Here is a 22,189-nt window from a genome sequence, read left to right as displayed (position 1 = left end):
TATCCAAATGACAGCAAAAATTTCACGACGGGAACTCATTCAAAAAAGTTTATTCGGATTTGGGGCATTGTCTTTATCTGCGGGATTTACAGGATGTAATGACAGTTCAGATCAAGAAACAGCGACATTACAAGTTAATTTTGAACATGGCGTTGCCAGCGGTGATCCACTACAGGATCGCGTGATTTTGTGGACACGCTTAACACCAAGTGATAGCAGTGCACGGTTGCAAGTCACTTGGGAAATTGCGTTAGATCAGCAATTCAAGCAAATTATTAAAACCGATAAAGTCACTACTGCTGCTGCGCAAGACTTTACTGTAAAGGTGGATGCAACTGGATTAAAACCAAATCAAAGCTATTTTTATCGTTTTGTTTTCGGTGATAAAATTTCGCCAGTAGGTCAGACTAAAACCTTGCCGACCAGTACATCAAAGGTTAGTTTTGCTGTGTGCTCGTGTTCTAATTATCCAGCAGGCTATTTTTATGTTTACCGTGAAATGGCAAAACAAAATGTAGATGTCGTGATTCATCTAGGCGATTATATTTATGAATATGGCGCTGATGGTTATGCGACAGAAGATGCAGCGAAATTAGGGCGTACGCTTCCTGCGAATAATGATAAAGAAATTATTAAACTGGATGACTATCGCAAACGTTATGCAATCTATCGTAAAGATAAAGACCTACAGTCCTTGCATCATCGTCATCCATTTATTGTGATTTAGGATGATCATGAATTAGCAAATGATGCATGGCGAGAAGGTGCTGAAAATCATACTGAAGAAACAGCAAATGCAAAGAATGAAGGTAAATTCTCTGAAAGAAAATTAGCAGCATTGCAAGCTTATTTTGAATGGATGCCGATTCGTCCAATTGATGATCAGCATATCAAGATTTATCGACAGTTTGATTTTGGTAATCTCGTTCAGCTTACTATGTTGGATACACGTATTATCGCGCGTGATCAGCAATTAGATTATGTAGATTATATGACCGCAAATGGTTTGAATGCTGCAAAATTCCAAGCGGACTTAACCAACCCTGCACGTACTTTAATGGGGTATACCCAACGGGATTGGCTACTCGGAAAACTTCAACAATCTAATGCAACATGGAATGTTTTAGGTCAACAAATATTAATGGCGAAAATGTTGATTCCTGCTGAGTTGTTACTTTCTTTGGCTGAAATAACTTCAGGCAATCCAACTGCCGACACCTTAAATAAAATGAATACGCAAATTACTGAGCTAGTCACCTTAAAGATGCGTTTAAAGCAAGGTGATCCGAGCTTAACCAGTCAGGAAAAAGCTCGTATCCTCACCGTTGCACCTTATAACTTAGATGCATGGGATGGTTATTTTGTTGAGCGTGAAATTTTATACGGCACTTTGGCACAATTAAATAAAAAAGTTGTGGTGTTGGCAGGGGATACCCATAATGCATGGTCTTCTAATTTATATAGTAAAGATGGTGCATTTGTAGGTGTGGAATTGGCAACCAGTTCAGTTTCTTCACCAGGTCTGGAAAAATATTTAAATATTCCATTGGCTCGGTTACAGCAGTTTGAATTTGCATTTACCACCTTGATTGATGAGCTGAACTATTGCAACTTAAACCAACGAGGTTATCTCATGGTTCAGTTTGATGAAACTCAGGTACAGTCACAGTGGGTTTATGTGGATTCAATCAAAAAATCTGAATATAGCATTGATACAGCCAGACAATATCAGCTCAGTTTTGATAAGAATTTGTTGCCAGTGAAAGCAGGGCAGCAAGTTGCGTAAACGATTGATACATCGAGCCAAACGTTAATGTTTGGCTTTTTTATTCTTAAATTTCAGACATAAAAAAACCAGCATTAAGCTGGAATTTTTAGCACCAAATTTCATTTGCTGAAAAATGGTGCCCGAGGCCAGACTCGAACTGGCACGCTTTGTGGGCGGGGGATTTTAAATCCCCTGTGTCTACCGATTTCACCACTCGGGCTTTAAAACCAAATTTGGAGGCGGGGGTCGGAATCGAACCGGCGTACACGGAGTTGCAGTCCGCTGCATGACCATTCTGCCACCCCGCCATCATTTGGTGATGCACATATTAGCAACCTTTAGAAAAAAAACAATAGTGTTTGCCGTGAATATGCACATAAAAACAACATCTAAAAGAATATTGGTCAAATTATCATGTATTATTTACGCAATTGATTCATACCCACTTTGGAGATGCGCTGTGGCATTGGTTTTAGACGGTCGTGCGTTGGCAACACAAATCGAAGCTGATTTGTTGGTTCGTGTAGAAGCATTAAAAGCAAAAACGGGACGTACCCCAATTTTGGCAACAATTTTGGTTGGTGATGATGGTGCATCGGCAACGTATGTGCGTATGAAAGGCAACGCTTGCCGCCGTGTCGGTATGGATTCATTGAAAGTTGAGCTTTCTAAAGAAACAACTACAGAACAATTGCTTGCTGAAATTCAAAAATTAAATGCGAATCCTGATGTACACGGTATTTTGTTGCAGCACCCAGTGCCTGAACAAATTGATGAAAGAGCATGTTTTGATGCCATTTCATTAGCTAAAGATGTGGATGGCGTGACTTGTCTAGGTTTTGGTCGTATGGCAATGGGCGAGGCTGCATATGGTTCAGCAACTCCAGCTGGCATCATGACCATTTTGCAAGAAAACAAGATCGAGATCGCGGGTAAACATGCAGTTGTGGTCGGTCGCTCAGCGATTTTAGGCAAACCAATGGCAATGATGTTATTACAGGCGAATGCGACAGTGACGATTTGCCACTCGCGTACTCAAAACTTAGCTGAATTGGTAAAACAAGCAGATATTATTGTAGGTGCGGTAGGTAAAGCTGAGTTGATTCAAAAAGATTGGATCAAGCAAGGTGCAGTTGTTGTAGATGCAGGTTTCCACCCGCGTGATGGCGGTGGTGTCGGTGATATTCAATTAGTGGGAATCGAAGAGATTGCTTCTGCTTATACACCAGTTCCAGGTGGTGTGGGGCCAATGACGATTACGACTTTGATTCGTCAAACTGTTGAAGCTGCTGAAAAAGCATTAGTTTAAAGATTAATAGCCCCTCGATAAGAGGGGTTTTTTAGAATTAAAGATATATGAGTTGTACATTTCAATTTGCGAAAGCCCCTGAACATTTACTTCAAGCCTTACATGAAGTCATCCCTAATACGGATCTACTAGCACAGCAGCTTCCTGAAACACCTATATCGTTATGGTTGATTCCACCAGTTTTTCCAACGGATCGTTTGGATGACGAAGTGATTCGTCGTATTTGGAATGAAACGCCGTATTGGATTTTCTGTTGGGCATCTGGTTTAGCGATGGCACAGTGGTTACTCGCTGAGCCACATCATGTTAAAGATAAAGTGGTCTTGGATTTTGGTGCAGGTTCGGGCGTAGTTGCAATTGCTGCAAAAATGGCAGGTGCGAAACGTGTGATCTGTTGTGATATTGATCCAGTAAGTCTTGCGTCATGTCGTGAAAATGCTTTGTTGAATGATGTTGAACTTGAATATTTGGATGATTTATATAAAGCCGAGCAGGTGGATGTATTGCTCGCTGCGGACGTCCTGTATGACCAATGCAATCGTTTCTTTTTAGATGAGTTTTTGAAATTTTCGCCCGAAGTTTGGGTTGCCGATAGCCGAGTTAAAAACTTTAGCCATCCTCAATATATGAAGATTGATGAACGCAGTGCAACGACTTGGCCTGACTTGGATGAATCCAAAGAGTTTAGAAATGTGAGTTTTTACCGCACAAAATAAATAATGTTTAATCTAAAAATAATCAGTGTTGAGACTATCAAATCTCAACACTATTTTCCTCTTACTCATGCTAAAACATTCAGTTGAAATAGAAATAATCTTCAAAAGGAAAGAAAATGAATATTCAACAGGTTGATGATAATAAACATGGAATATTTAAGCTGTTTAACGGTGAAACAGTAGCTGGTGAAATGGCTTACACATGGGCTAGGATACTTGTTAATTATTGATCACACTGATGTGAATGATCAATTTCGATGGCAAGGATTAGGTCGAAAACTTTTAAATGAGTTAGTTACTTTTGCAAGAGGTCGCAACATTAAAGTCATTCCTTTATGCCCATTTGCAAAGTCGGTTTTCGATAAAGACCTATCAATTCTTGATGTCTTGCAGATATAAAATATATAGGATGTATAAACCTAAAGAAAAACTTATACATCCATGATTATTATTTATTCAGAACAAGTATAGCGAATGACTTTAAGTGTAGTCGGGCGTGCTTCAAGTGCTTGGCGTGTTGCATATCCTTCACTGTTATTGAAATCAGGTGAATTAGAAAGTCCAAAAGTTGCACGACTATTTCCAAGTTTTACGCCGTATTGTTCTTGTTGTGTAGGATTCATAATTTCATTCACACTGAGTATTGAAATTTTATAAGTTTTTCCTACGCCTAAAACTTGGTTGCATGCATGTTGTAATTTCTTTTGATCTAAATCTTGATTGGTACGTGCTGCAAGGGTGTAAGCAATCGTGGCTGAAGTTGTTGTTTTATTTTCTATTTGATAGCCCGTCACGCCGTTAAATTTGTGTGGTGTACTTTGACATGCAGTGATCACAAGTGTACTTGTAACAATAATGAATAAATTGGTTTTTTTCATATCTATGATCCTATTATTTCCATAATTAGTATGGCATAAAATAAGGTTGTTATTGTGAGTAATCTTTGAAATTGGCGCTATTCATCGTATTGAGGTTCAAAGTTAAAGAAAGAATTTTCGTTTTCGAACAATTTTGCATATAATCTGCCAAGTTTTTTATTTAATACAGAAGTCGTTGCTTTATTGCAGTATTTTTGCCCGTTTTAACGGGCATTTAGTTTATTGGTCTGCTATAAGGCAAGTCTGGATAGGTGTGTCATGATCTCTACAGATAGTCAAAAAAAATATGTGGTTGCGTTTGACCAAGGTACAACAAGTTCACGAGCAATCGTGTTGGATCATGATGCAAATGTTATTAGTATTGCTCAGCGCGAGTTCACGCAAATCTACCCACAACCAGGTTGGGTTGAGCATGATCCTATGGAAATATGGGCAACTCAAAGTGCAGTTTGGGTTGAGGCGCTAGCACAAGCGGGTATTTCAAGTGACCAAATTGCTGCAATCGGGATTACTAACCAACGTGAAACCACGATCATTTGGGATAAGAAAACTGGTAAGCCGATTTATAATGCTATTGTTTGGCAAAGCCGTCAAAGCAATGAAATTTGTAATCAGTTACATCAAGATGGTTGGGATGATTATGTTCGAAAAGTAACGGGCCTAGTCATCGATCCATATTTTTCAGCAACAAAAATAAAATGGATTCTTGATCGTGTTGAAGGAAGTCGTGAGCGTGCAGAGCGCGGTGAGCTTTTGTTTGGTACGGTGGATACGTGGTTGATTTGGAAATTGACCAATGGTCAAGTTCATGTGACTGACTATACCAATGCTTCACGTACCATGCTGTTTAATATAGAAACCTTAGAATGGGATGATAAGTTACTTCAAGCTTTAAACATTCCAAAAGTAATGTTACCAACTGTGCGTAGCTCATCTGAGGTCTATGGATACACACATACCATTAGCGGTCAGGAAGTTGGAATTCCAATTGCAGGTATTGCGGGGGATCAACAAGCTGCATTATTTGGACAAATGTGTGTAGAAGTCGGGCAGGCAAAGAATACCTATGGGACGGGTTGTTTCTTATTGATGAACACAGGGAAGCGTATAGTTCAATCTGAACATGGTTTGTTGACTACCATTGCATGTGGTGCAAAAGGTGAAGTGAATTACGCTCTAGAAGGTGCTGTGTTTAATGGTGGATCATGTGTGCAATGGTTGCGTGACGAACTCAAGGCGATTAATGATTCGTATGATTCTGAATATTACGCCACCAAAGTGAAAGATAGTAATGGCGTATATGTTGTTCCTGCATTTACAGGTTTGGGTGCGCCGTATTGGGACCCAACCGCACGTGGTGCGATCTTGGGTATTACACGTGGTGTGAGTATTGAGCATATTATTCGTGCGACCTTAGAGTCAATTGCTTATCAAACACGCGATGTATTAGATGCAATGCAACAAGACTCTGGCGAAAAGTTGCGCACACTCCGCGTAGATGGTGGTGTAACAGCGAATAACTTCTTGATGCAATTCCAAGCGGACATTCTTTCGACTTCAGTTGAACGTCCAGCAATGAAAGAAACGACAGGGATGGGAGCCGCATTTTTGGCTGGTTTAGCTGTCGGTTTCTGGTCGGATTTAAATGAATTGAAGAGTAGAATGTCGATCGAACGAACCTTTATACCTGAATGCAGTCAGGATCAAACTGAAAAATTGTATAAAGGTTGGTTAAAAGCTGTCGGACGTACTCGAGATTGGGCAGAAGATTAAGCTAAAATAGCCGGATATAATATGCCGTAAATAAAACAGGATTGATGAGCATGAGCTTGATACTACGCCAACAAAAAACCCTCGAATTAGTACGAGAGCGTGGTTATATTAGTATTGAAGAACTTGCTCAACATTTCGATGTTACACCTCAAACGATTCGTCGTGATATTAATCAATTAGCGGATGAAGGGCTTTTGCGCCGTTATCATGGCGGCGCTGCGCATGATTCAAGTGTTGAAAATACAGAATATACGATGCGTGTCGGGCATATGCTTGAGCAAAAAAGAACAATTGCTGAAGCTGTTGCTGCTGCCGTTCCAAATCACGCTTCTTTATTTATTAATATTGGCACCACAACCGAAGCGATTGCTCATGCACTACTGAATCACACGGGCTTAAAAGTCATTACTAATAACCTGAATGTTGCAAAGACCCTGAGCACAAAAGAGGATTTTGAAGTTCTGATTGCCAGTGGTCGTGTTCGTCCAGATGGTGGTGTCATTGGTCAAGCAACCGCTGATTTTTTCAAACAGTTTAAAGCAGATTATGCGCTTATCGGGATTAGTGGAATTGAAGAAGATGGCACATTGCTTGATTTTGATTTTCAGGAAGTGTGTGTCTCTCAAGAAATTCTTTCAAGTGCACGCCAAGTTTTTTTAGCCGCGGATAGCAGTAAATTTGGGCGTAATGCGATGATTCGATTAGGTTCACTTAAGCAAGTGGATTGTATTTTTACTGATCAACAGCCAAATGAGCAATTTATAAAAACCATCCGAGACTTAGATGTTGGTTTGATTGTTGCAAAATAAATATTCATTTTCGAAAAATTGTTACTTTTCTTGAGTTAATCAATTTAACTCAAGATATATTCAATAAAAATTATATTTTTCTTATAAATAAATGCGGTTACCGTGTTTCTGAACTGTTAGTTTCTCCATCGAATTTTACCATTTATCTAAAAGTGTCGATAGATTGGCATTTTTTGATCTATTTTTTATTGTTTATTTTCGATTTATATGTTTTAATTTTCATTATCGAAAAATAATGAAAAATTTGTGGTGATCTATGCAAACTTCTCCTCAGACAAATGAAAAAATCTATGACCTTGCGGTCATTGGTGGTGGTATCAATGGTGTTGGTATTGCGGCTGATGCTTCAGGACGCAGTTTATCGGTATTCTTGTGTGAAAAAGATGATTTAGCCAGTCATACTTCTTCAGCAAGCAGTAAGCTCATTCATGGTGGTTTACGTTATTTGGAACACAAAGAATTTCGTTTAGTACGTGAAGCGTTAGCTGAGCGTGAAGTGCTATTGGCTAAAGCTCCACATATTATTCGCCCAATGCGTTTTATTATGCCGCATCGCCCACATCTTCGCCCTGCATGGTTGATTCGCACGGGTTTGTTCTTCTATGACCATTTAGGTAAGCGTGAGAAATTATTGGGTTCAAATAATGTCTATTTTAAAGAAGATAGCCCTTTAAATTCTGCGATAACACGTGGTTTTGAATATTCTGACTGTGCTGTTGATGATGCTCGTTTGGTTGTACTTAATGCGATGCATGCCCGTGAAAAGGGTGCTGATATCGTAACTCGTACTCGTTGTTTGTCTGCACGAAGAGATGGGCAGTATTGGATTGTTGATTTAGAAAATGAAAATTGTCAATACCAAATTAAAGCAAAGGCACTGGTCAATGCTGCTGGCCCTTGGGTCGCAAAATTCATCAAACAAGATTTAGAGCTCAAATCACCTTATGGTATTCGCTTGATTCAAGGTAGTCATATCATTGTACCGAAACTGTATGAAGGTGATAAAGCATTTATTATGCAAAATGATGACCGCCGTATTGTCTTCGCAATTCCTTATTTAGATCAATACACCATGATTGGAACTACGGATCGTGAATACCAAGGTGATCCTGCGCAAGTGCAAATTACTCAAGCAGAAACAGACTATTTGCTTGAAGTGAGCAATGCACATTTCAAAAAACAGCTTACTCAAGCGGATGTTATTTGGACATTTGCTGGGGTACGTCCACTCTGTGATGATGAATCAGATAATCCTTCTGCAATTACGCGTGACTATACTTTGGCTTTGTCCAAAGGTGAGGTGGGGCAGGCCCCATTACTTTCCGTATTCGGTGGAAAGTTAACAACTTATCGAAAATTAGCTGAGTCAGCTATGCAGCAGTTAAAAGCATTCTTCCCTGAAATGAAGGGGAGTTGGACTGCAACAGAAGCTTTACCTGGTGGCGAAAATATGGAGTCTGTTGAACAGTTGATGCGAGAAATTCGTGCACAAATCACTGATGCATCAGAAGCTTTAGTTAAGCGTTGGGCATCAGCTTATGGTTCACGTATTTGGAATATTTTAGGCGAGAAAAGTTCAGTTGAGCAACTTGGACAGCACTTTGGACAAGGTTTGTATGCGCGTGAAGTGGATTATTTATGTACTGCTGAATGGGTAACAACCAGTCAGGATGTATTATGGAGACGTTCTAAACTAGGACTTAGCTTCACGCAAAAAGAAACAGAAGCTTTGGATGCTTATCTGATTGCAAAAACTCATAGCAACGAAGCTGCTTAAAAAGCGCTATAGCAGTATCTAAGCGCTGTCTTTAAAAAAGCCCTTTATCTAAATAACCTGAGTTCGGCGAACTCAGGTTATTTACTGATAGATGTGCAGGGGGCTTTGGGGGATGCGAATATTGTCATTTATTCGATGCATTGATGATTTAAATCATTTATTAATTGATGCTTGATTTTAGAGTGTTTTGATGAAAACCGTACGTGGGCAAATTGCTCATTTGGTTAGTGGCTGAGTAGAGTTATCGTCGTAACAGTTCATTGCATGCAAATTGCGTAGGTTTAAATAGACACGAAGCATCCATTTAACGCCTGAATTAGGTGCCGCTTTCGACATTACTAAGCACCGCTGATTTCACGATTTCTGAGTAAAGTGATATAACAAAATCATCAGTTAGTAACGAAACAAGCTCATCGTAGGCTAGCTTTGTATACTTTTTTATCTCTATTTCCTTCGTCATAGAGTGTGTATTCGTTATCTTGTTTAAAGATAAAGAAAAGAAACGGACTAGCAGGATTTTTTCATCTAGGACGATAACAATAGACTTTCTATCATCGTATGCATGCACAAGCCAATTAGTACCACCATATGTTTTATTTAATGAGCCAATTGAGTCGGCTCTGGAGTGCCTTGTTAGGGGGTATTACAGGCTAAACATTTGCAGGACTTTGTTAAGACGCCTCTCATAAGCCTGATCATTTTTGCAATTGGTAGCCAGTTGGTGACAGAACGTTTTTAATGCTTCAAGGAACACCAAATAAATGTCTTCTATATGAACTGGAATATGTTTACACCGTCTATTAAAGGCGTTGTGGATGCAAATAACTTGGCTTGTGGCGATTCTTTGGCGCCAGCGTAATACTGTAATTCTTTTGCATTATTGTTGTTGGATAGATCAGATTGGGATGTGAAGGTGTGAAGCACTGCACAGCGCGCCGCCCAAAAATCTAACTCGTTAAAGTTAATGCGAGGGTCGCCAAGCATGTATTTTTTTACCCAATTCTTGAATGAATCGCCTGTTGCTTTAATTTGTGATGGCGGTGCGTCTAGTAGCCCCATTGCATCTATGCACGAATAGAGCAAAACCAGCATTTGCCCATATAGCTTTGCGCCGTAAAGAAGGTTTAAACCATGTAAACTGTTGCTAAGGTATTTTTCGATTCTGCTATCTATTTCGAGTGACATGAGTCTGCTTTGCCCCTAACTATTCTTATGCGGTAGTGGTGATACATAAGATTCCAAATTCTGCTGCATAAGATGCCTATTTAATGAAGTATTAAACAAAATAATATTGATTTATTTTGACTTAAAACCATCATTAAATCATAAAAATAACAAGGATAATAACATGTCAGTTCATTAGCCTAAATTACTTGATTTAGTTAGGCGGCATATCCGTTATAAGCATATTAGTTATAGGGTTGGGTGGGTCTGTTATTTAAGGTATTTCTAGTCGTGGTGAAACCAAGGTTTTCGATTTTCTGACATGTCACTACGTTGATGGTTTGTGGCGTTTCTTTGGTTGGGGTGTTTAATTTTGCACCACAATTGTTTTAGTAACTACTTATAAATGTGTTGCGCATCGTTACGGAATCCGCCAAATAAAAAGGCCACCGAAGTGACCTTTTAAATCTCCCTGAACCCCTCTTTAATCAAGAGGGAAACTAGAGTGATTAAGCAGATTTAACAGCTGCTAATAATTCATTTTGACGATCTTTAAGTGCTTGCGGTAAGCGGTCACCAAGTTTAGTAAATAACTCAGTATGGCTTTCAAGCTCTTTGATCCATTGGTCTTTGTCTTGTGCTGTAACAGTTTCGAATTGTTCTTTAGAGAAGTCGATACCTGTCCAGTTCAACTGTTCGTAAGTTGGAACATAACCAATTGGTGTTTCAGTCGCTTCAGCACGACCTTCACAACGATCAATAATCCACTCAAGAACACGCATGTTTTGACCGAAACCAGGCCATACGAAGTTGCCTTCAGCATCACGACGGAACCAGTTTACATTGAAGATTTTTGGTAATTTGTTACCAGCAGCTTCTGCTTTAGCGCCAACTTCTTGACCAAGTTGTAACCAGTGACCGAAGTAATCAGCCATGTTATAACCAGCGAAAGGAAGCATTGCAAATGGGTCACGGCGAACAATACCTTGTTGACCAACAGCAGCAGCAGTTGTTTCTGAACCCATTGTTGCAGCTTTATAAACGCCATCAACCCAGTCAAAAGCTTCAGTTACTAAAGGTACTGTATCTGCACGACGACCACCGAAGATGAATGCAGAGATTGGTACACCTGCTGGATTTTCCCAGTCAGCATCAATAGAAGGGCATTGACCAGCTGAAACTGTAAAGCGAGCATTTGGATGAGCCGCTTTTTCACCTTCAACGTGAGGCTGACCTTTCCAGTTGGTTAAGTTTGCTGGAACTTCTTTAGAAAGACCTTCCCACCAAATTTCACCGTTATCTGTTACAGCAACGTTGGTATAGATAACATCTTTAGTTAATGTCGCCATACAGTTCGGGTTAGTTTTGGTATTTGTACCAGGTGCAACACCGAAGAAACCCGCTTCTGGATTGATTGCATATAAACGACCATCTTCACCTGGTTTGATCCAAGCAATATCGTCACCTACAGTTTCAATCTTCCAACCTTCATAACCTGCTGGTGGAATCAACATAGCAAAGTTGGTTTTACCACACGCAGAAGGGAATGCCGCAGCGATGTAGTGTTTTTCACCTTGTGGATTGGTTACGCCTAAAATAAGCATGTGCTCAGCTAACCAACCTTGCTCACGACCCATTGCAGAAGCAATACGTAAAGCTAGGCATTTTTTACCAAGTAAAGCATTACCACCATAACCAGAACCGTAAGACCAGATTTCACGAGTTTCTGGGTAATGAACAATGTATTTTTCATTGTTACATGGCCAAGCGACATCTTTTTGACCATCTTTCAATGGAGCAGCAACCGTATGAACACATGGGATAAACTCACCATCTGTACCTAATACGTCATAAACTGCTTTGCCCATACGCGCCATTTTTGTCATGCTGACAGCAACGTAAGGTGAATCTGTTAATTCGATACCGATGTGTGCAATATGGCTTCCTAAAGGACCCATAGAGAAAGGAACGACGTACATGGTACGACCTTCCATTGCGCCATCAAATAAGCCGTTTAATTTCGCACGCATTTCAGCAGGCGCAACCCAGTTGTTTGTTGCACCAGCATCTTCTTGATTTTCAGAGCAGATATATGTGCGATCTTCAACACGAGCAACATCAGAAGGGTCAGAATTTGCAAGATAAGAACCAGGATGTTTTTCTTGGTTAAGTTGTTGCATGGTGCCGTTAGCGATCATCAAGTCGATCAGACGTTGATATTCTTCCGCGCTTCCGTCACACCATTCGATTTTTGCTGGTTTGGTTAATTTTGCAATTTCTTCCACCCATGCAATAAGCTTAGGGTGACGAACGAATTCTGGTGCGTTCACTTGGGTCATGGTGATGCCTTTTTAAAGTGTGTACGACGTACAATTCTATTCATTGGATGACAATGAAAATAGATGAAGTAAAAAAAGTGGCTGTATTAAAGCATAAAATCGTAAAAAAAATAAGACTACCGTGCTTAATAGAGTCTTAATCTAAGAGTGTATATTTATGGGTAACGTATTGTTTTTGCTTAAATTGAGTATTTTTTGGTTCTATATGTAATTTTTTTATGTGTATTATTTTTATTTTAAATTATTATTAAAAACAATTAGATAGATTTGTTTATTTTTTTTGAGAATTATTATTGATAAATTGAATAATGCTCATCCAAAATTTACATAAACAAACTTTTAATTGTTGATTTTATAAACAAAAATACTGGTGATTTATCTTTAAGGCTGTTAGGTATGATTCAGAATTTACGGCCCTTGTCCATAATTTACAATCAAAAATCTGGCTTTCATGCAGCACAGCAAGAAGACCAGTATGAAGCTCTTATGGCTTTTTGGAGTCAGAAAGGATTTGAAATTCAGGTGTTTGAATTAAATTCGCACATGAATTTTGATGAAATGATGAATAATGTTTTATCTCGACATCAACAGGAACATGCGCGTGGGGTAGTTGTTGCTGCAGGTGGTGATGGTACATTAAATGCCGTAGCAAAAAAGTTAATGCATACCAATATTCCAATGGGAATAATGCCCTTAGGTACGTTTAATTATGTTGCACGTGCTTTAGATATTCCGATTGATGTGGCTCTAGCAGCAGAAGTAATCGCAGTGGGTCAACCGCGCGAAGTTCATGTTGCAACGATTAATGATCAAATTTATTTGAACAATGCCAGTTTAGGTTTGTATCCTTTATTCATTAAGAAGCGTGAACTTTATAACCAGTATTTAGGGCGCTTTCCATTACATGCTTATACTTCGGCATTAGATGTGCTACTGCGCGAACATAAATCATTAAAACTCGCACTCACGGTTGATGGGAAAAAATATCCTGTAGTTACTCCGTTAATATTCTTTGGTAATAATCAGTTGCAATTAGAGGATATGAAATTAAGAGTTGCAGAATGTGCTGCAAAAGGCAAGTTAGCTGGAGTTGTTGTTGCTAAAAGTGACCGAATCATTTTATTAAAAATGCTATGGAAACTTGTTCAAGGGGAAATCGATCAAGCATCGGACGTCTATTCTTTTTGTGCCGAACAAATACAGGTTGACTGTAAAAAGGCCAAACTTACTGTTGCAGTCGATGGGGAATTAGTGGATATGCAACCACCTTTAAAATTCTCAGTAAAAAAATCAGCCTTGAAAGTGATGGTTCCAAATGTTGTTACACCTATCTGATCTACATTTTGGTACTGAACGTGAAGAATGTATTCAAGCGATACGACTGTTTTGCCAACAAAAACGCCCAGAGGCAATTGTAATCAGTGGCGATTTAACCCAGCGTGCGCGTTTCAAGCAATTTTATGATTGCCGTCAGTTTTTAGATTCTTTACATATCCCATATCTTGTTGTGCCAGGTAATCATGATATTCCGCTTTATCATGTCTGGAAACGCTTCTTCTCTCCATTTGTACGTTACCAAGCGTTTTTTGGCCGTTTAGAGTCTACTTTAGAAACGGAGCATTTTTATATTGTTGGCATGAATAGTATTCGTCGGAGATACCATACCCGAGGGCATATTTCTCTTGAGCAAATTCATGAAACGGATACCAAGCTGAAAAATGCACCCACAAATAAAATAAAATTGGTCACTTTCCATCAGCCTTTTTATACCTTCCCAAATGAGCATGGAGATAAGGATTGTCCTGTGCTTGCTAAAATTGCATTAGAACGTTGGGGTGAGACAGGGTTGTTTGGTTTATTACATGGGCATCTACACAAAGTTGCTGTTCATGATTTAAATCAAATTTTTCAATTGGGATTCAACCATCCTATTTTAGATATTCATGCTGGAACAGCAACTTCAAATCGTTTGCGTTTTGGGTTTTCAAATAGTTTTAACGTGATTTTAGATGACGGAACAATTGAGCATTATTGGTTTGATGAAAAACAGAAAATCTTTCTTCGATCATGAAATGCTGCTTAATTCGGCAAGATCATGTGATTGTGTTGAAAAAAACATCTTTAAATAGATTTTTTTTTAATTTCCCCCTTGAAGCCATTTTTTTTAACCCCACAAAAGTGGCATATCAAATTTTGTTATGGCGCTTTTGTCTTGTCATAACAATTTATCAAAAAAGACTAAGTCTGATGGAGTTAAATATGAGCAACATTCGTCCATTACATGATCGTGTTGTGATTCGTCGCGTAGAAGAAGAAACTAAAACGGCTGGTGGTATTTTACTTCCAGGTTCTGCTGCTGAGAAACCTTCTCAAGGTGAAATCATTGCAGTGGGTAATGGTCAGATCACTGACAATGGCGTTCGTGCTTTAGACGTTAAAGTTGGTGACAAAGTATTGTTCGGTACTTATGCAGGTACAACAGTAAAAGTAAGTGGTGAAGAACTCTTAATTATGAAAGAGTCGGACATCTTAGCTGTGCTTGAAGGCTAACTCGACACATAACTCAAATTTATTTTCAGATTCAGTATTTAAAAAGATTCGGAGTTTAACATGTCAGCTAAAGACGTAAAATTTGGTGATTCAGCTCGCTCAAAAATGATCGCAGGCGTTAACGTGCTTGCAGATGCAGTAAAAGTAACTTTAGGTCCTAAAGGCCGTAATGTTGTCATCGACCGTTCTTTCGGTGCACCACACATTACTAAAGATGGTGTAACAGTTGCGAAAGAAATTTCTTTAAAAGACAAGTTTGAAAACATGGGTGCTCAACTTGTTCGTGAAGTTTCTTCTAAAACCAACGACATCGCGGGTGACGGTACAACAACGGCAACTGTACTTGCTCAAGCAATTTTAAATGAAGGGATCAAATCTGTAACTGCAGGTATGAACCCAATGGATTTAAAACGTGGTATCGATATCGCAGTAAAAACGGTTGTTGAAAATATCCGTACCAATGCAAAACCTGCTGATGATTTCAAAGCAATTGAACAAGTGGGTTCAATCTCTGCAAACTCTGACACAACTGTTGGTAAGTTGATTGCGCAAGCAATGGAAAAAGTAGGTAAAGAAGGTGTTATCACTGTAGAAGAAGGTTCTGGCTTCGAAGATGCTTTAGACGTTGTAGAAGGTATGCAGTTCGACCGTGGTTATATCTCTCCATACTTCGCGAACAAGCAAGATACTTTAACTGCTGAACTTGAAAATCCGTTCATTCTTCTTGTAGATAAAAAAATCAGCAATATCCGTGAATTAATCACGGTATTAGAAGCTGTTGCTAAAACAGGTAAACCACTTCTTATCATCGCTGAAGATGTTGAAGGCGAAGCGCTTGCTACACTTGTTGTAAACAACATGCGCGGTATTATCAAAGTATGTGCGGTTAAAGCACCTGGTTTTGGTGACCGTCGTAAAGCAATGCTTCAAGACATCGCGATCTTGACTGGCGCGACTGTTATTTCTGAAGAAGTCGGCATGTCTTTAGAGCAAGCTTCTCTTCAAGATTTAGGTACTGCACACAAAATCACTGTATCTAAAGAAAATACTGTGATTGTTGATGGCGCGGGTAATGCTGCACAAATCGCGGAACGTGTTCAACAGATTCGTGCGCAAATCGAAGAATCTACGTCTGAATATGACAAAGAAAAACTTCAAGAACGCGTTGCTAAATTAGCTGGCGGTGTTGCAGTTATCAAAATTGGTGCAGCAACTGAAGTTGAAATGAAAGAGAAGAAAGATCGTGTTGACGATGCACTTCATGCAACGCGCGCAGCAGTTGAAGAAGGTGTTGTAGCAGGTGGTGGTGTTGCACTGGTACGTGCTGTAAACGTATTGGATGGCTTAAAAGGTGCAAACGAAGATCAAACTGCGGGTATCAACATTTTACGCCGTGCGATTGAAGCGCCACTTCGTCAAATCGTTTCGAATGCTGGTGATGAGCCATCAGTTGTCATCAATGCAGTTAAAGCGGGTGAAGGTAACTTTGGCTATAACGCTGCAACTGGTGAATATGGCGATATGTTGGAAATGGGTATTCTAGACCCAGCTAAAGTAACGCGTTCTGCACTTGAGCACGCAGCTTCTGTTGCTGGTTTAATGTTGACTACAGAATGTATGATCACTGATATCCCAGAAGATAAACCAGCTGCTCCAGATATGGGCGGAATGGGTGGTATGGGCGGAATGATGTAAACCGCTTGTGTATAGTTTAAGTTATTGTAATTTAATGTAATTTAAGCTATTTATATTTAACTTACTCATGATGTTACTCACATATGAGTTTGTTACAAAAAAGGTCACAAATTTTATTTGTGACCTTTTTAATTATATAAACCTTAAATCTCTTAAAAAAGAAGTCATCTTATTAGATAAGAATTTAACTCTTGAATGAATGAATGAAAATATTGAAAAAACGCCTGAGAAAAATCAGGCGTTTTTGACTTAGAGCAACATCTATTTCATTCTGACGTAAGTATGGAGTTTTCCTCATTTAGAATACAGGTAAGGACATAGCTATTAAGCCAGAAGTTTTTACGTCCATCCTTTATTGGTCTCTTCACGCGACCAGTTTTAATTCGATCATATAGTTCTTTTTCGGATATATTCATTCTTAATGCAAATTCAGCAGTCGATACGCGTCGCTCTGTATTTGTAAGGTCTATAGATTTAATCATTAGATTTTCTCCATTTGTATAGGTTGAAAAGATAAACTCTTAAAATGAAGATTATCAAATTAATAAAATAAAAGATGAGATATATGTAAAAAATCAAAAAAAATACTTATTTTTTTATTATATCAGTAAATAATCTTTTGTTAGTTATAGATGATAACAACGTTAGCTACTTAGCTCATTTATTTTAAATGAGCTAACGTATACTACTTTTTCTTTTAATCTATGGATTTGTTATAAAAAGGATTCTTGGGGTCGGATAAAATAGAATTTTTCTTGTCGTTAAAGTTTCTACCTTGCTCTGAAAATTTAAATTGTTCAATTTCGGACTTTGAAAACAATTCTTTTCTAAAATAATCTTTAGTTTGATAAAACTCGATCATTTTAAGTGTATTCTCAAGATAATTCATTTCAATATTTTGTGATTTAAAAAATGATATAAGCACACTTCCAAGAAAAAATTTCTCATGATTCTCTTGCTTTCGATCTTTTATCTTTTGTTTTACTTGTCTGTAAGAACTATGAAATGAATTTTTGATTTCATCATGTGCTTTTTGTTTTATTAAATCAGGAACTCTTCGATTGTAGTTTCTTAGCATTTTTAATGCTATTTTTAATCTTTCATCAGTCTGAGAAGAAGGATCTTCATATCCACTAAAAAAAACGATATCATTTTCAATATCAGAACGATCACCCTTTGCGATTGTGCAGATGGAGTCCATTAATTCTGCTAATCTGTTTAATTCCAAAATTTTGTGATATTTATTTTTTAATTTTCTTGTGTCTTCTTCTGTAAATTGATTTACAGTTTTCGATTGAATTAATTGTAGTATTAACTCATCTGAATGAGTACGTTTAGCTATCTGTTTTAAGTGTTTTTCGACTCTTAAAGTTATTTCATTCACTGTTAATTTCACTCTAGCCATTTTAAACCATATTTAATTAAGAAAATGTTGGTATATCACAGAGTCTTAAAAAAAATCGTCATATGTTGAGTTTTTCAAAAAAAATACTCTTCTGTTAGTTTTAACTGTTAATTTTTGGCTGTTAATGGTGGGACAGATAAAAAATCTTTTTTGCGAATGCAAAAAAGATTTTTTATATCTCGTTTCCGTGTCTTTTAAATTTCGCTTCGCTCGCTTTAAAAGACACTTCTACTCGTGCTGCGCAGCACTTTTAGTTTTAAGCAATTGATTATTATATAATTTATGCGTTACTTATGTTTTAGATTTACTGTTACTACATACAAATAAAACACACAACTAAGTTATTGTTTTTATTATATAAATTTAAATTATGGGAGTGAAGTTGCTCATGCGTTTTAATTGAAAAATATTTTTTTTCATTTTTCTTCACGAAACGAAGCATGAATTTTTAAAATTTTGTAGGATCCGATATTCCAGTTAAATTAATATCGGAAGTAAAAATGTATTATTTTCATTTAAGTCACAACGTTAAAGATGACAGTCAAATAAAATTGAGTGATGGTGATTCAAAGTGTAGACTCTCAAAAAGTGCATATCACTATATTACGCGTACTTTATATTTTTCAAAGCATAAAAGTGAGATTGAAGAACTTGAATATTGTGCGTCTTATAATATGCCGATTTGGTCTGAAAATAATCCTGAAAAGTTTTGGTATGCAGCAGATCAATATACAAGTGAGACTAGACGAACCTCATCACATATTACAATCGCTTTGCCCAAAGAACTGGATAGAAATAAACGTATCGAATTATCTGAGAGACTGATGTATGAGTTTTGTGGTCAATATAAAATGCCATCAACAATCGCAATTCATAATCATGTGTCTGCGCTCGATGGACAGTCTGAACAGCCACATTTGCATTTATTATTTTCAGAAAAAAGTATGTTGGATAATATTCAACGTTCCCCAGAGCAGTTCTTTAAGCAATATCGTCAAAAAAATCCTGAAAAAGGAGGTGCATTAAAAATCACGGCTGATGTGCTTGGATTTGGTCGTAATATATTATTTCACTACCGAACACAAACTGAAAAAATAATAAATGAATTTTTAGAAAAATATGCACCCACAAAAATTATAGAAATTCATGGTATGGAAATCGAAGTGAGCAGTGCAGTATCGTGCTTATCTAATGAAGATTATAATAAAAAACATGGAACCAATTTAAAAACAGTCCCACAAATTCCAAGGTCATTACTCTATAGCACTGATCCTGAAGATCAAGACAAGGTAGCAGAATATAGAAAGAACATTCGGAAAATTCGTCAAAATAATCTGTATGAACTTTATAAAAAAGAGTATGAGCTAGCGTTGGCTAAAAAACGTGAACAGGAAAACCAGAATAAGCCACAACTTGATCAATCTAAAAAATTTGATTTTGACTTCTAATATCCTCATTAATAAACCGAAGATGATGACTGCTCACAAGCAAGCTCAATGGAATGTATTATTCCTCCTTCAGCCTTTAATTAAATCAGTTGATCTGTCTATATACTTTCTATGGACGGATCAACTGAATTGGTATTAGCGCAATTTGATCTATTTCTTAAAATAGTTTTCCATCTGCAATTGTTCAAGCGTGTGCCATTGATAACGCTCATGTCCTGAAAAATTTTGTTTGATATATACAATGTGTTGAAGAATTCGCTTCTGATACTTTAACAGTTGTTGAATACGGTGATCATCATAAGCAATATCTACCCGTTGTTGCCTCAGTGCTTGATAAAAGCAGCGGTAGCCCATATCCATATTTTTTAATATTTCCTTGGATGCCGCAGGGTGGAGTGGTTGGCTTAATCCTTTTACTGAATAAGATTCACGCGTGACAAAGTCAGGGCGTATACGGGATTCCTTTGCTACTTTCAATGTTGGTGCAAATGTATTTGATTTAACCTTGATATTTTGAAATGCATGTTGAATTGAATTGATTAGTGCACTCGGTTGAACAGTATGTGCTGGTGCTGACTTTTGTAATCTTGGTGCAGCGACTGGAGCAGAAATGGATGATTTCACTTTAGCCTGATGATCTGGTTGACTGTCGACTTTGATGAATTGTTTGAGTTTCTTATAGTTAATCGTATAGAAATTGGTTTGTAGCCATTTATTCTGTGCCAATTTTTCAATCACAAGAATTCCAGCTTGCTTTAACTTTGCTACGATTCTTTTAATCGTTGAGATGCTATATACACCGAGCGTGGTTTGCCACTGTTCATAACTATGGAACCAATACTTTTTTCCATTAAAGGTTTTTCCTTCGTTATTTTCTAAAAAGTAATGCAGCTTCTGTAAAAAATTGGCGGCAGCCACGCCAAACGCTTTTGCAAGCGTTGGCGAAGCAATCAGAGGATAGTCTCCAGAAATCAGGAGGTTATTATTCTTATTGGTCTTGGACATGATTCGCCCCACGTAGAACACGTTGTGCACGTTCAATCATCTTGTGACGTTGATGTGTACGAAATGCCCAGAGCGACGATAAATTGTTATTTTGATTGAGCTTTGCAACTTCAAGAATTTGTTCATCAGTCATTTCATGCATACATTCACGAATGATTTGATGTGCTTGTTCAAGTTCTTTGAGCAAGGAGTTTGCAGTATCAACAGCAATATAAAGATTGGCGAGTGTCTGACGCTGAGGATTTGAAATAGATTTGCCAAGTTCAACAATCAGTTGACCAGCTTGTTTTTTAGGTGTGCAAGTGTTTGCACCATGAAGAATTGCGTTCATAGCAGTAATCCTAGATAAGTTTAATTACTTACCGCCATCATTTTCCTACGATGATGGTGGCAGCTTAACAGGAGTAGGAAATACTGAATCTAGGCTCAGCCAACCTTACGGTTGTCCTGTCAAACTGCCATAACGACTGCTAAACAGTAGACAAAAAAATAGCCGCAAGTGCGACATTTATTTGCACCTAGATAATATCAGGTTTCCTACGCCTGAACACAGATTTTGCTGTGTAGAGTTAGCTTAACTGGGTATCGCTTGAGCTGTCAACTCTGTGATTGGATCTTTTTACATATCTTAACATTAAATAATTCATTGATTCTGCTGGAGATATTTTAAATTTCTGACGGCTGGGAATATTGTTTTGAACAGTACTTGCGGACGGCTGTATAGACTAATATTTAATTTTTAGCTCTCAATGATTCTGTAAAAAATAAGAAATCATCAAATCTAAGGTGATTCGCTAAAAGAATGAGTTAAATAAATCATCGATTGTTCAGGGCTTCAACTACCGTTAAGACTTTCTCTAAGCCTTTTCTGTTCTGAATTTGCTGAATCGGGACACCATCGGTTGCGGTATTGAATGCATTCATAAAATAATCAATCCATTCAGAATCACCGCCCGTGAGTGCTGATAAGCTTTGATAAAGACGAATCAGTAATAATCCAGCTTCACCTTGTGCAGATGCGGGTTCTAATACAGCTGAGAATTCGATTTGGTTCATCGACATGAGATCGAGACCCATCACAGTAGCCAGTTGAGTATTACTAAGACCGAGTAAATCCGCAGTTTTCAATACGGCTTCTGCTAAAACTGTTGCTGTACTAACAGAGTTCATTCAATCGACCCGCTGAGCTTTGCTGATTATTTATTCTATCCCATTTAATAGGCTATTTCTGAAGGTGCGTGAGCTTCAGTTTGATCGCTTTAAATCAGCCTGAGTAAATCGCAATCTTCTCATTAACAGCTCATTAGGCATTCATTCATCTCAATGCGTTGAATGTAAAAGCTGAGCCGCGCCTGATTTAATTCTTTATTTTATTGTTTTATTTTAATAGAGAACAACAGTCCATTTTAGCCTCATCCATCAAAGCAAAATGAGCCGATCGATCGGAGTAATTTGACCTTATGGGAAAAATCAAAGACTTAATGCGATTATATGAGGCGAATCTAATTGTATAGATTTTAGTGCTTTGTAAAATTGACTAAAGCGCTGGATAA

At 37.9% G+C, this 22,189-nt stretch carries 18 protein-coding genes, 2 tRNA genes and 2 pseudogenes; 12 read left to right on the top strand and 10 right to left on the bottom strand.

Annotated features, from left to right (window positions below):
- Positions 1-7 precede the first annotated feature (7 nt).
- Positions 8-1,786: pseudogene (locus HYG88_RS09925) on the top strand (alkaline phosphatase).
- Positions 1,787-1,902: 116 nt separating this feature from the next.
- Here the strand turns inward: HYG88_RS09925 and HYG88_RS09920 are convergent.
- Positions 1,903-1,988, bottom strand: a tRNA-Leu gene (locus HYG88_RS09920).
- Positions 1,989-2,002: 14 nt separating this feature from the next.
- Positions 2,003-2,076 (bottom strand) — tRNA-Cys (locus HYG88_RS09915).
- A gap of 152 nt (positions 2,077-2,228) precedes the next feature.
- Here HYG88_RS09915 and folD point away from each other — a divergent pair.
- The 3 genes and pseudogenes from folD (at position 2,229) to HYG88_RS09900 (ending at position 4,192) form a co-directional block, all read left to right on the top strand.
- Complete coding sequence (gene folD, locus HYG88_RS09910; protein ID WP_087536976.1) at positions 2,229-3,077, top strand: bifunctional methylenetetrahydrofolate dehydrogenase/methenyltetrahydrofolate cyclohydrolase FolD; 849 nt, start codon at positions 2,229-2,231, stop codon at positions 3,075-3,077.
- Positions 3,078-3,124: 47 nt separating this feature from the next.
- Positions 3,125-3,793, top strand: a complete 669-nt coding sequence (locus HYG88_RS09905) for a methyltransferase (protein ID WP_178883024.1) — start codon at positions 3,125-3,127, stop codon at positions 3,791-3,793.
- A 116-nt stretch (positions 3,794-3,909) separates the two neighbouring features.
- Positions 3,910-4,192, top strand: a pseudogene (locus HYG88_RS09900) (GNAT family N-acetyltransferase).
- A gap of 53 nt (positions 4,193-4,245) precedes the next feature.
- Here HYG88_RS09900 and HYG88_RS09895 read toward each other — a convergent pair.
- A complete protein-coding gene (locus tag HYG88_RS09895) occupies positions 4,246-4,671 on the bottom strand; it encodes a hypothetical protein (RefSeq protein ID WP_087548097.1) in 426 nt (141 codons plus the stop codon).
- Positions 4,672-4,929: 258 nt separating this feature from the next.
- Here HYG88_RS09895 and glpK point away from each other — a divergent pair, with 258 nt between their 5' ends.
- The 3 genes from glpK to glpD all read left to right on the top strand — a co-directional run bounded on the left by glpK (position 4,930) and on the right by glpD (position 9,030).
- A complete protein-coding gene (gene glpK / locus HYG88_RS09890) occupies positions 4,930-6,444 on the top strand; it encodes a glycerol kinase GlpK (RefSeq protein WP_087536979.1) in 1,515 nt (504 codons plus the stop codon).
- 50 nt (positions 6,445-6,494) lie between these two features.
- Complete coding sequence (locus HYG88_RS09885; RefSeq protein WP_178883023.1) at positions 6,495-7,253, top strand: DeoR/GlpR family DNA-binding transcription regulator; 759 nt, start codon at positions 6,495-6,497, stop codon at positions 7,251-7,253.
- Between the two features lie 256 nt (positions 7,254-7,509).
- On the top strand, positions 7,510-9,030 hold the full coding sequence (glpD, locus tag HYG88_RS09880) for a glycerol-3-phosphate dehydrogenase (RefSeq protein WP_005158111.1): 1,521 nt from the start codon (positions 7,510-7,512) through the stop codon (positions 9,028-9,030).
- A gap of 768 nt (positions 9,031-9,798) precedes the next feature.
- Here the strand turns inward: glpD and HYG88_RS09875 are convergent.
- Positions 9,799-10,215: a hypothetical protein gene (locus HYG88_RS09875; RefSeq protein WP_005158110.1), complete on the bottom strand. Its 417-nt coding sequence runs from the start codon at positions 10,213-10,215 to the stop codon at positions 9,799-9,801.
- 488 nt (positions 10,216-10,703) lie between these two features.
- The gene (locus tag HYG88_RS09870; RefSeq protein ID WP_005158109.1) at positions 10,704-12,533 is read right to left on the bottom strand and encodes a phosphoenolpyruvate carboxykinase (GTP); all 1,830 of its coding nucleotides are present in this window, start codon (positions 12,531-12,533) and stop codon (positions 10,704-10,706) included.
- 396 nt (positions 12,534-12,929) lie between these two features.
- Between HYG88_RS09870 and HYG88_RS09865 the strand changes: the two genes are divergently transcribed.
- The 4 genes from HYG88_RS09865 (at position 12,930) to groL (ending at position 16,778) form a co-directional block, all read left to right on the top strand.
- The gene (locus HYG88_RS09865) at positions 12,930-13,868 is read left to right on the top strand and encodes a diacylglycerol kinase family protein (RefSeq protein WP_005158108.1); all 939 of its coding nucleotides are present in this window, start codon (positions 12,930-12,932) and stop codon (positions 13,866-13,868) included.
- The gene (locus HYG88_RS09860) at positions 13,849-14,604 is read left to right on the top strand and encodes a metallophosphoesterase (RefSeq protein ID WP_005158107.1); all 756 of its coding nucleotides are present in this window, start codon (positions 13,849-13,851) and stop codon (positions 14,602-14,604) included. Before HYG88_RS09865 ends, HYG88_RS09860 begins: the two co-directional genes overlap by 20 nt.
- Positions 14,605-14,792: 188 nt before the next feature.
- Positions 14,793-15,083 carry a co-chaperone GroES gene (groES, locus tag HYG88_RS09855; protein WP_005144860.1) on the top strand — a complete coding sequence of 97 codons (291 nt, stop codon included), beginning with the start codon at positions 14,793-14,795 and terminating at the stop codon, positions 15,081-15,083.
- 60 nt (positions 15,084-15,143) lie between these two features.
- Positions 15,144-16,778: a chaperonin GroEL gene (gene groL, locus HYG88_RS09850; RefSeq protein ID WP_004770360.1), complete on the top strand. Its 1,635-nt coding sequence runs from the start codon at positions 15,144-15,146 to the stop codon at positions 16,776-16,778.
- A gap of 266 nt (positions 16,779-17,044) precedes the next feature.
- Here the strand turns inward: groL and HYG88_RS15290 are convergent, their stop codons facing one another.
- The gene (locus HYG88_RS15290) at positions 17,045-17,260 is read right to left on the bottom strand and encodes a hypothetical protein (protein ID WP_136458840.1); all 216 of its coding nucleotides are present in this window, start codon (positions 17,258-17,260) and stop codon (positions 17,045-17,047) included.
- Positions 17,261-17,475: 215 nt separating this feature from the next.
- Entirely contained in the window at positions 17,476-18,183 is a 708-nt protein-coding gene (locus HYG88_RS09845) for a hypothetical protein (RefSeq protein WP_178883022.1), read from the bottom strand.
- 500 nt (positions 18,184-18,683) lie between these two features.
- Between HYG88_RS09845 and HYG88_RS09840 the strand changes: the two genes are divergently transcribed.
- Positions 18,684-19,631 (top strand): MobA/MobL family protein, encoded by a 948-nt coding sequence (locus HYG88_RS09840; RefSeq protein ID WP_178883021.1) that lies wholly within the window; start codon positions 18,684-18,686, stop codon positions 19,629-19,631.
- A gap of 150 nt (positions 19,632-19,781) precedes the next feature.
- Here HYG88_RS09840 and HYG88_RS09835 read toward each other — a convergent pair whose 3' ends face one another.
- The 3 genes from HYG88_RS09835 to HYG88_RS09825 form a co-directional block, all read right to left on the bottom strand.
- The gene (locus tag HYG88_RS09835) at positions 19,782-20,636 is read right to left on the bottom strand and encodes a hypothetical protein (RefSeq protein WP_178883020.1); all 855 of its coding nucleotides are present in this window, start codon (positions 20,634-20,636) and stop codon (positions 19,782-19,784) included.
- On the bottom strand, positions 20,620-20,967 hold the full coding sequence (locus tag HYG88_RS09830; protein ID WP_178883019.1) for a hypothetical protein: 348 nt from the start codon (positions 20,965-20,967) through the stop codon (positions 20,620-20,622). The genes HYG88_RS09835 and HYG88_RS09830 overlap by 17 nt, the downstream gene beginning before the upstream one ends.
- Positions 20,968-21,452: 485 nt before the next feature.
- Positions 21,453-21,806 carry a DUF2384 domain-containing protein gene (locus HYG88_RS09825; protein ID WP_178883018.1) on the bottom strand — a complete coding sequence of 118 codons (354 nt, stop codon included), beginning with the start codon at positions 21,804-21,806 and terminating at the stop codon, positions 21,453-21,455.
- Between the last annotated feature and the right edge of the window lie 383 nt (positions 21,807-22,189).

It is taken from the genome of Acinetobacter sp. SwsAc4, from assembly GCF_013391535.1.
In the GTDB taxonomy this organism is placed as follows: Bacteria; Pseudomonadota; Gammaproteobacteria; order Pseudomonadales; family Moraxellaceae; genus Acinetobacter.
This window is presented reverse-complemented; position numbering and strand designations above follow the sequence as displayed.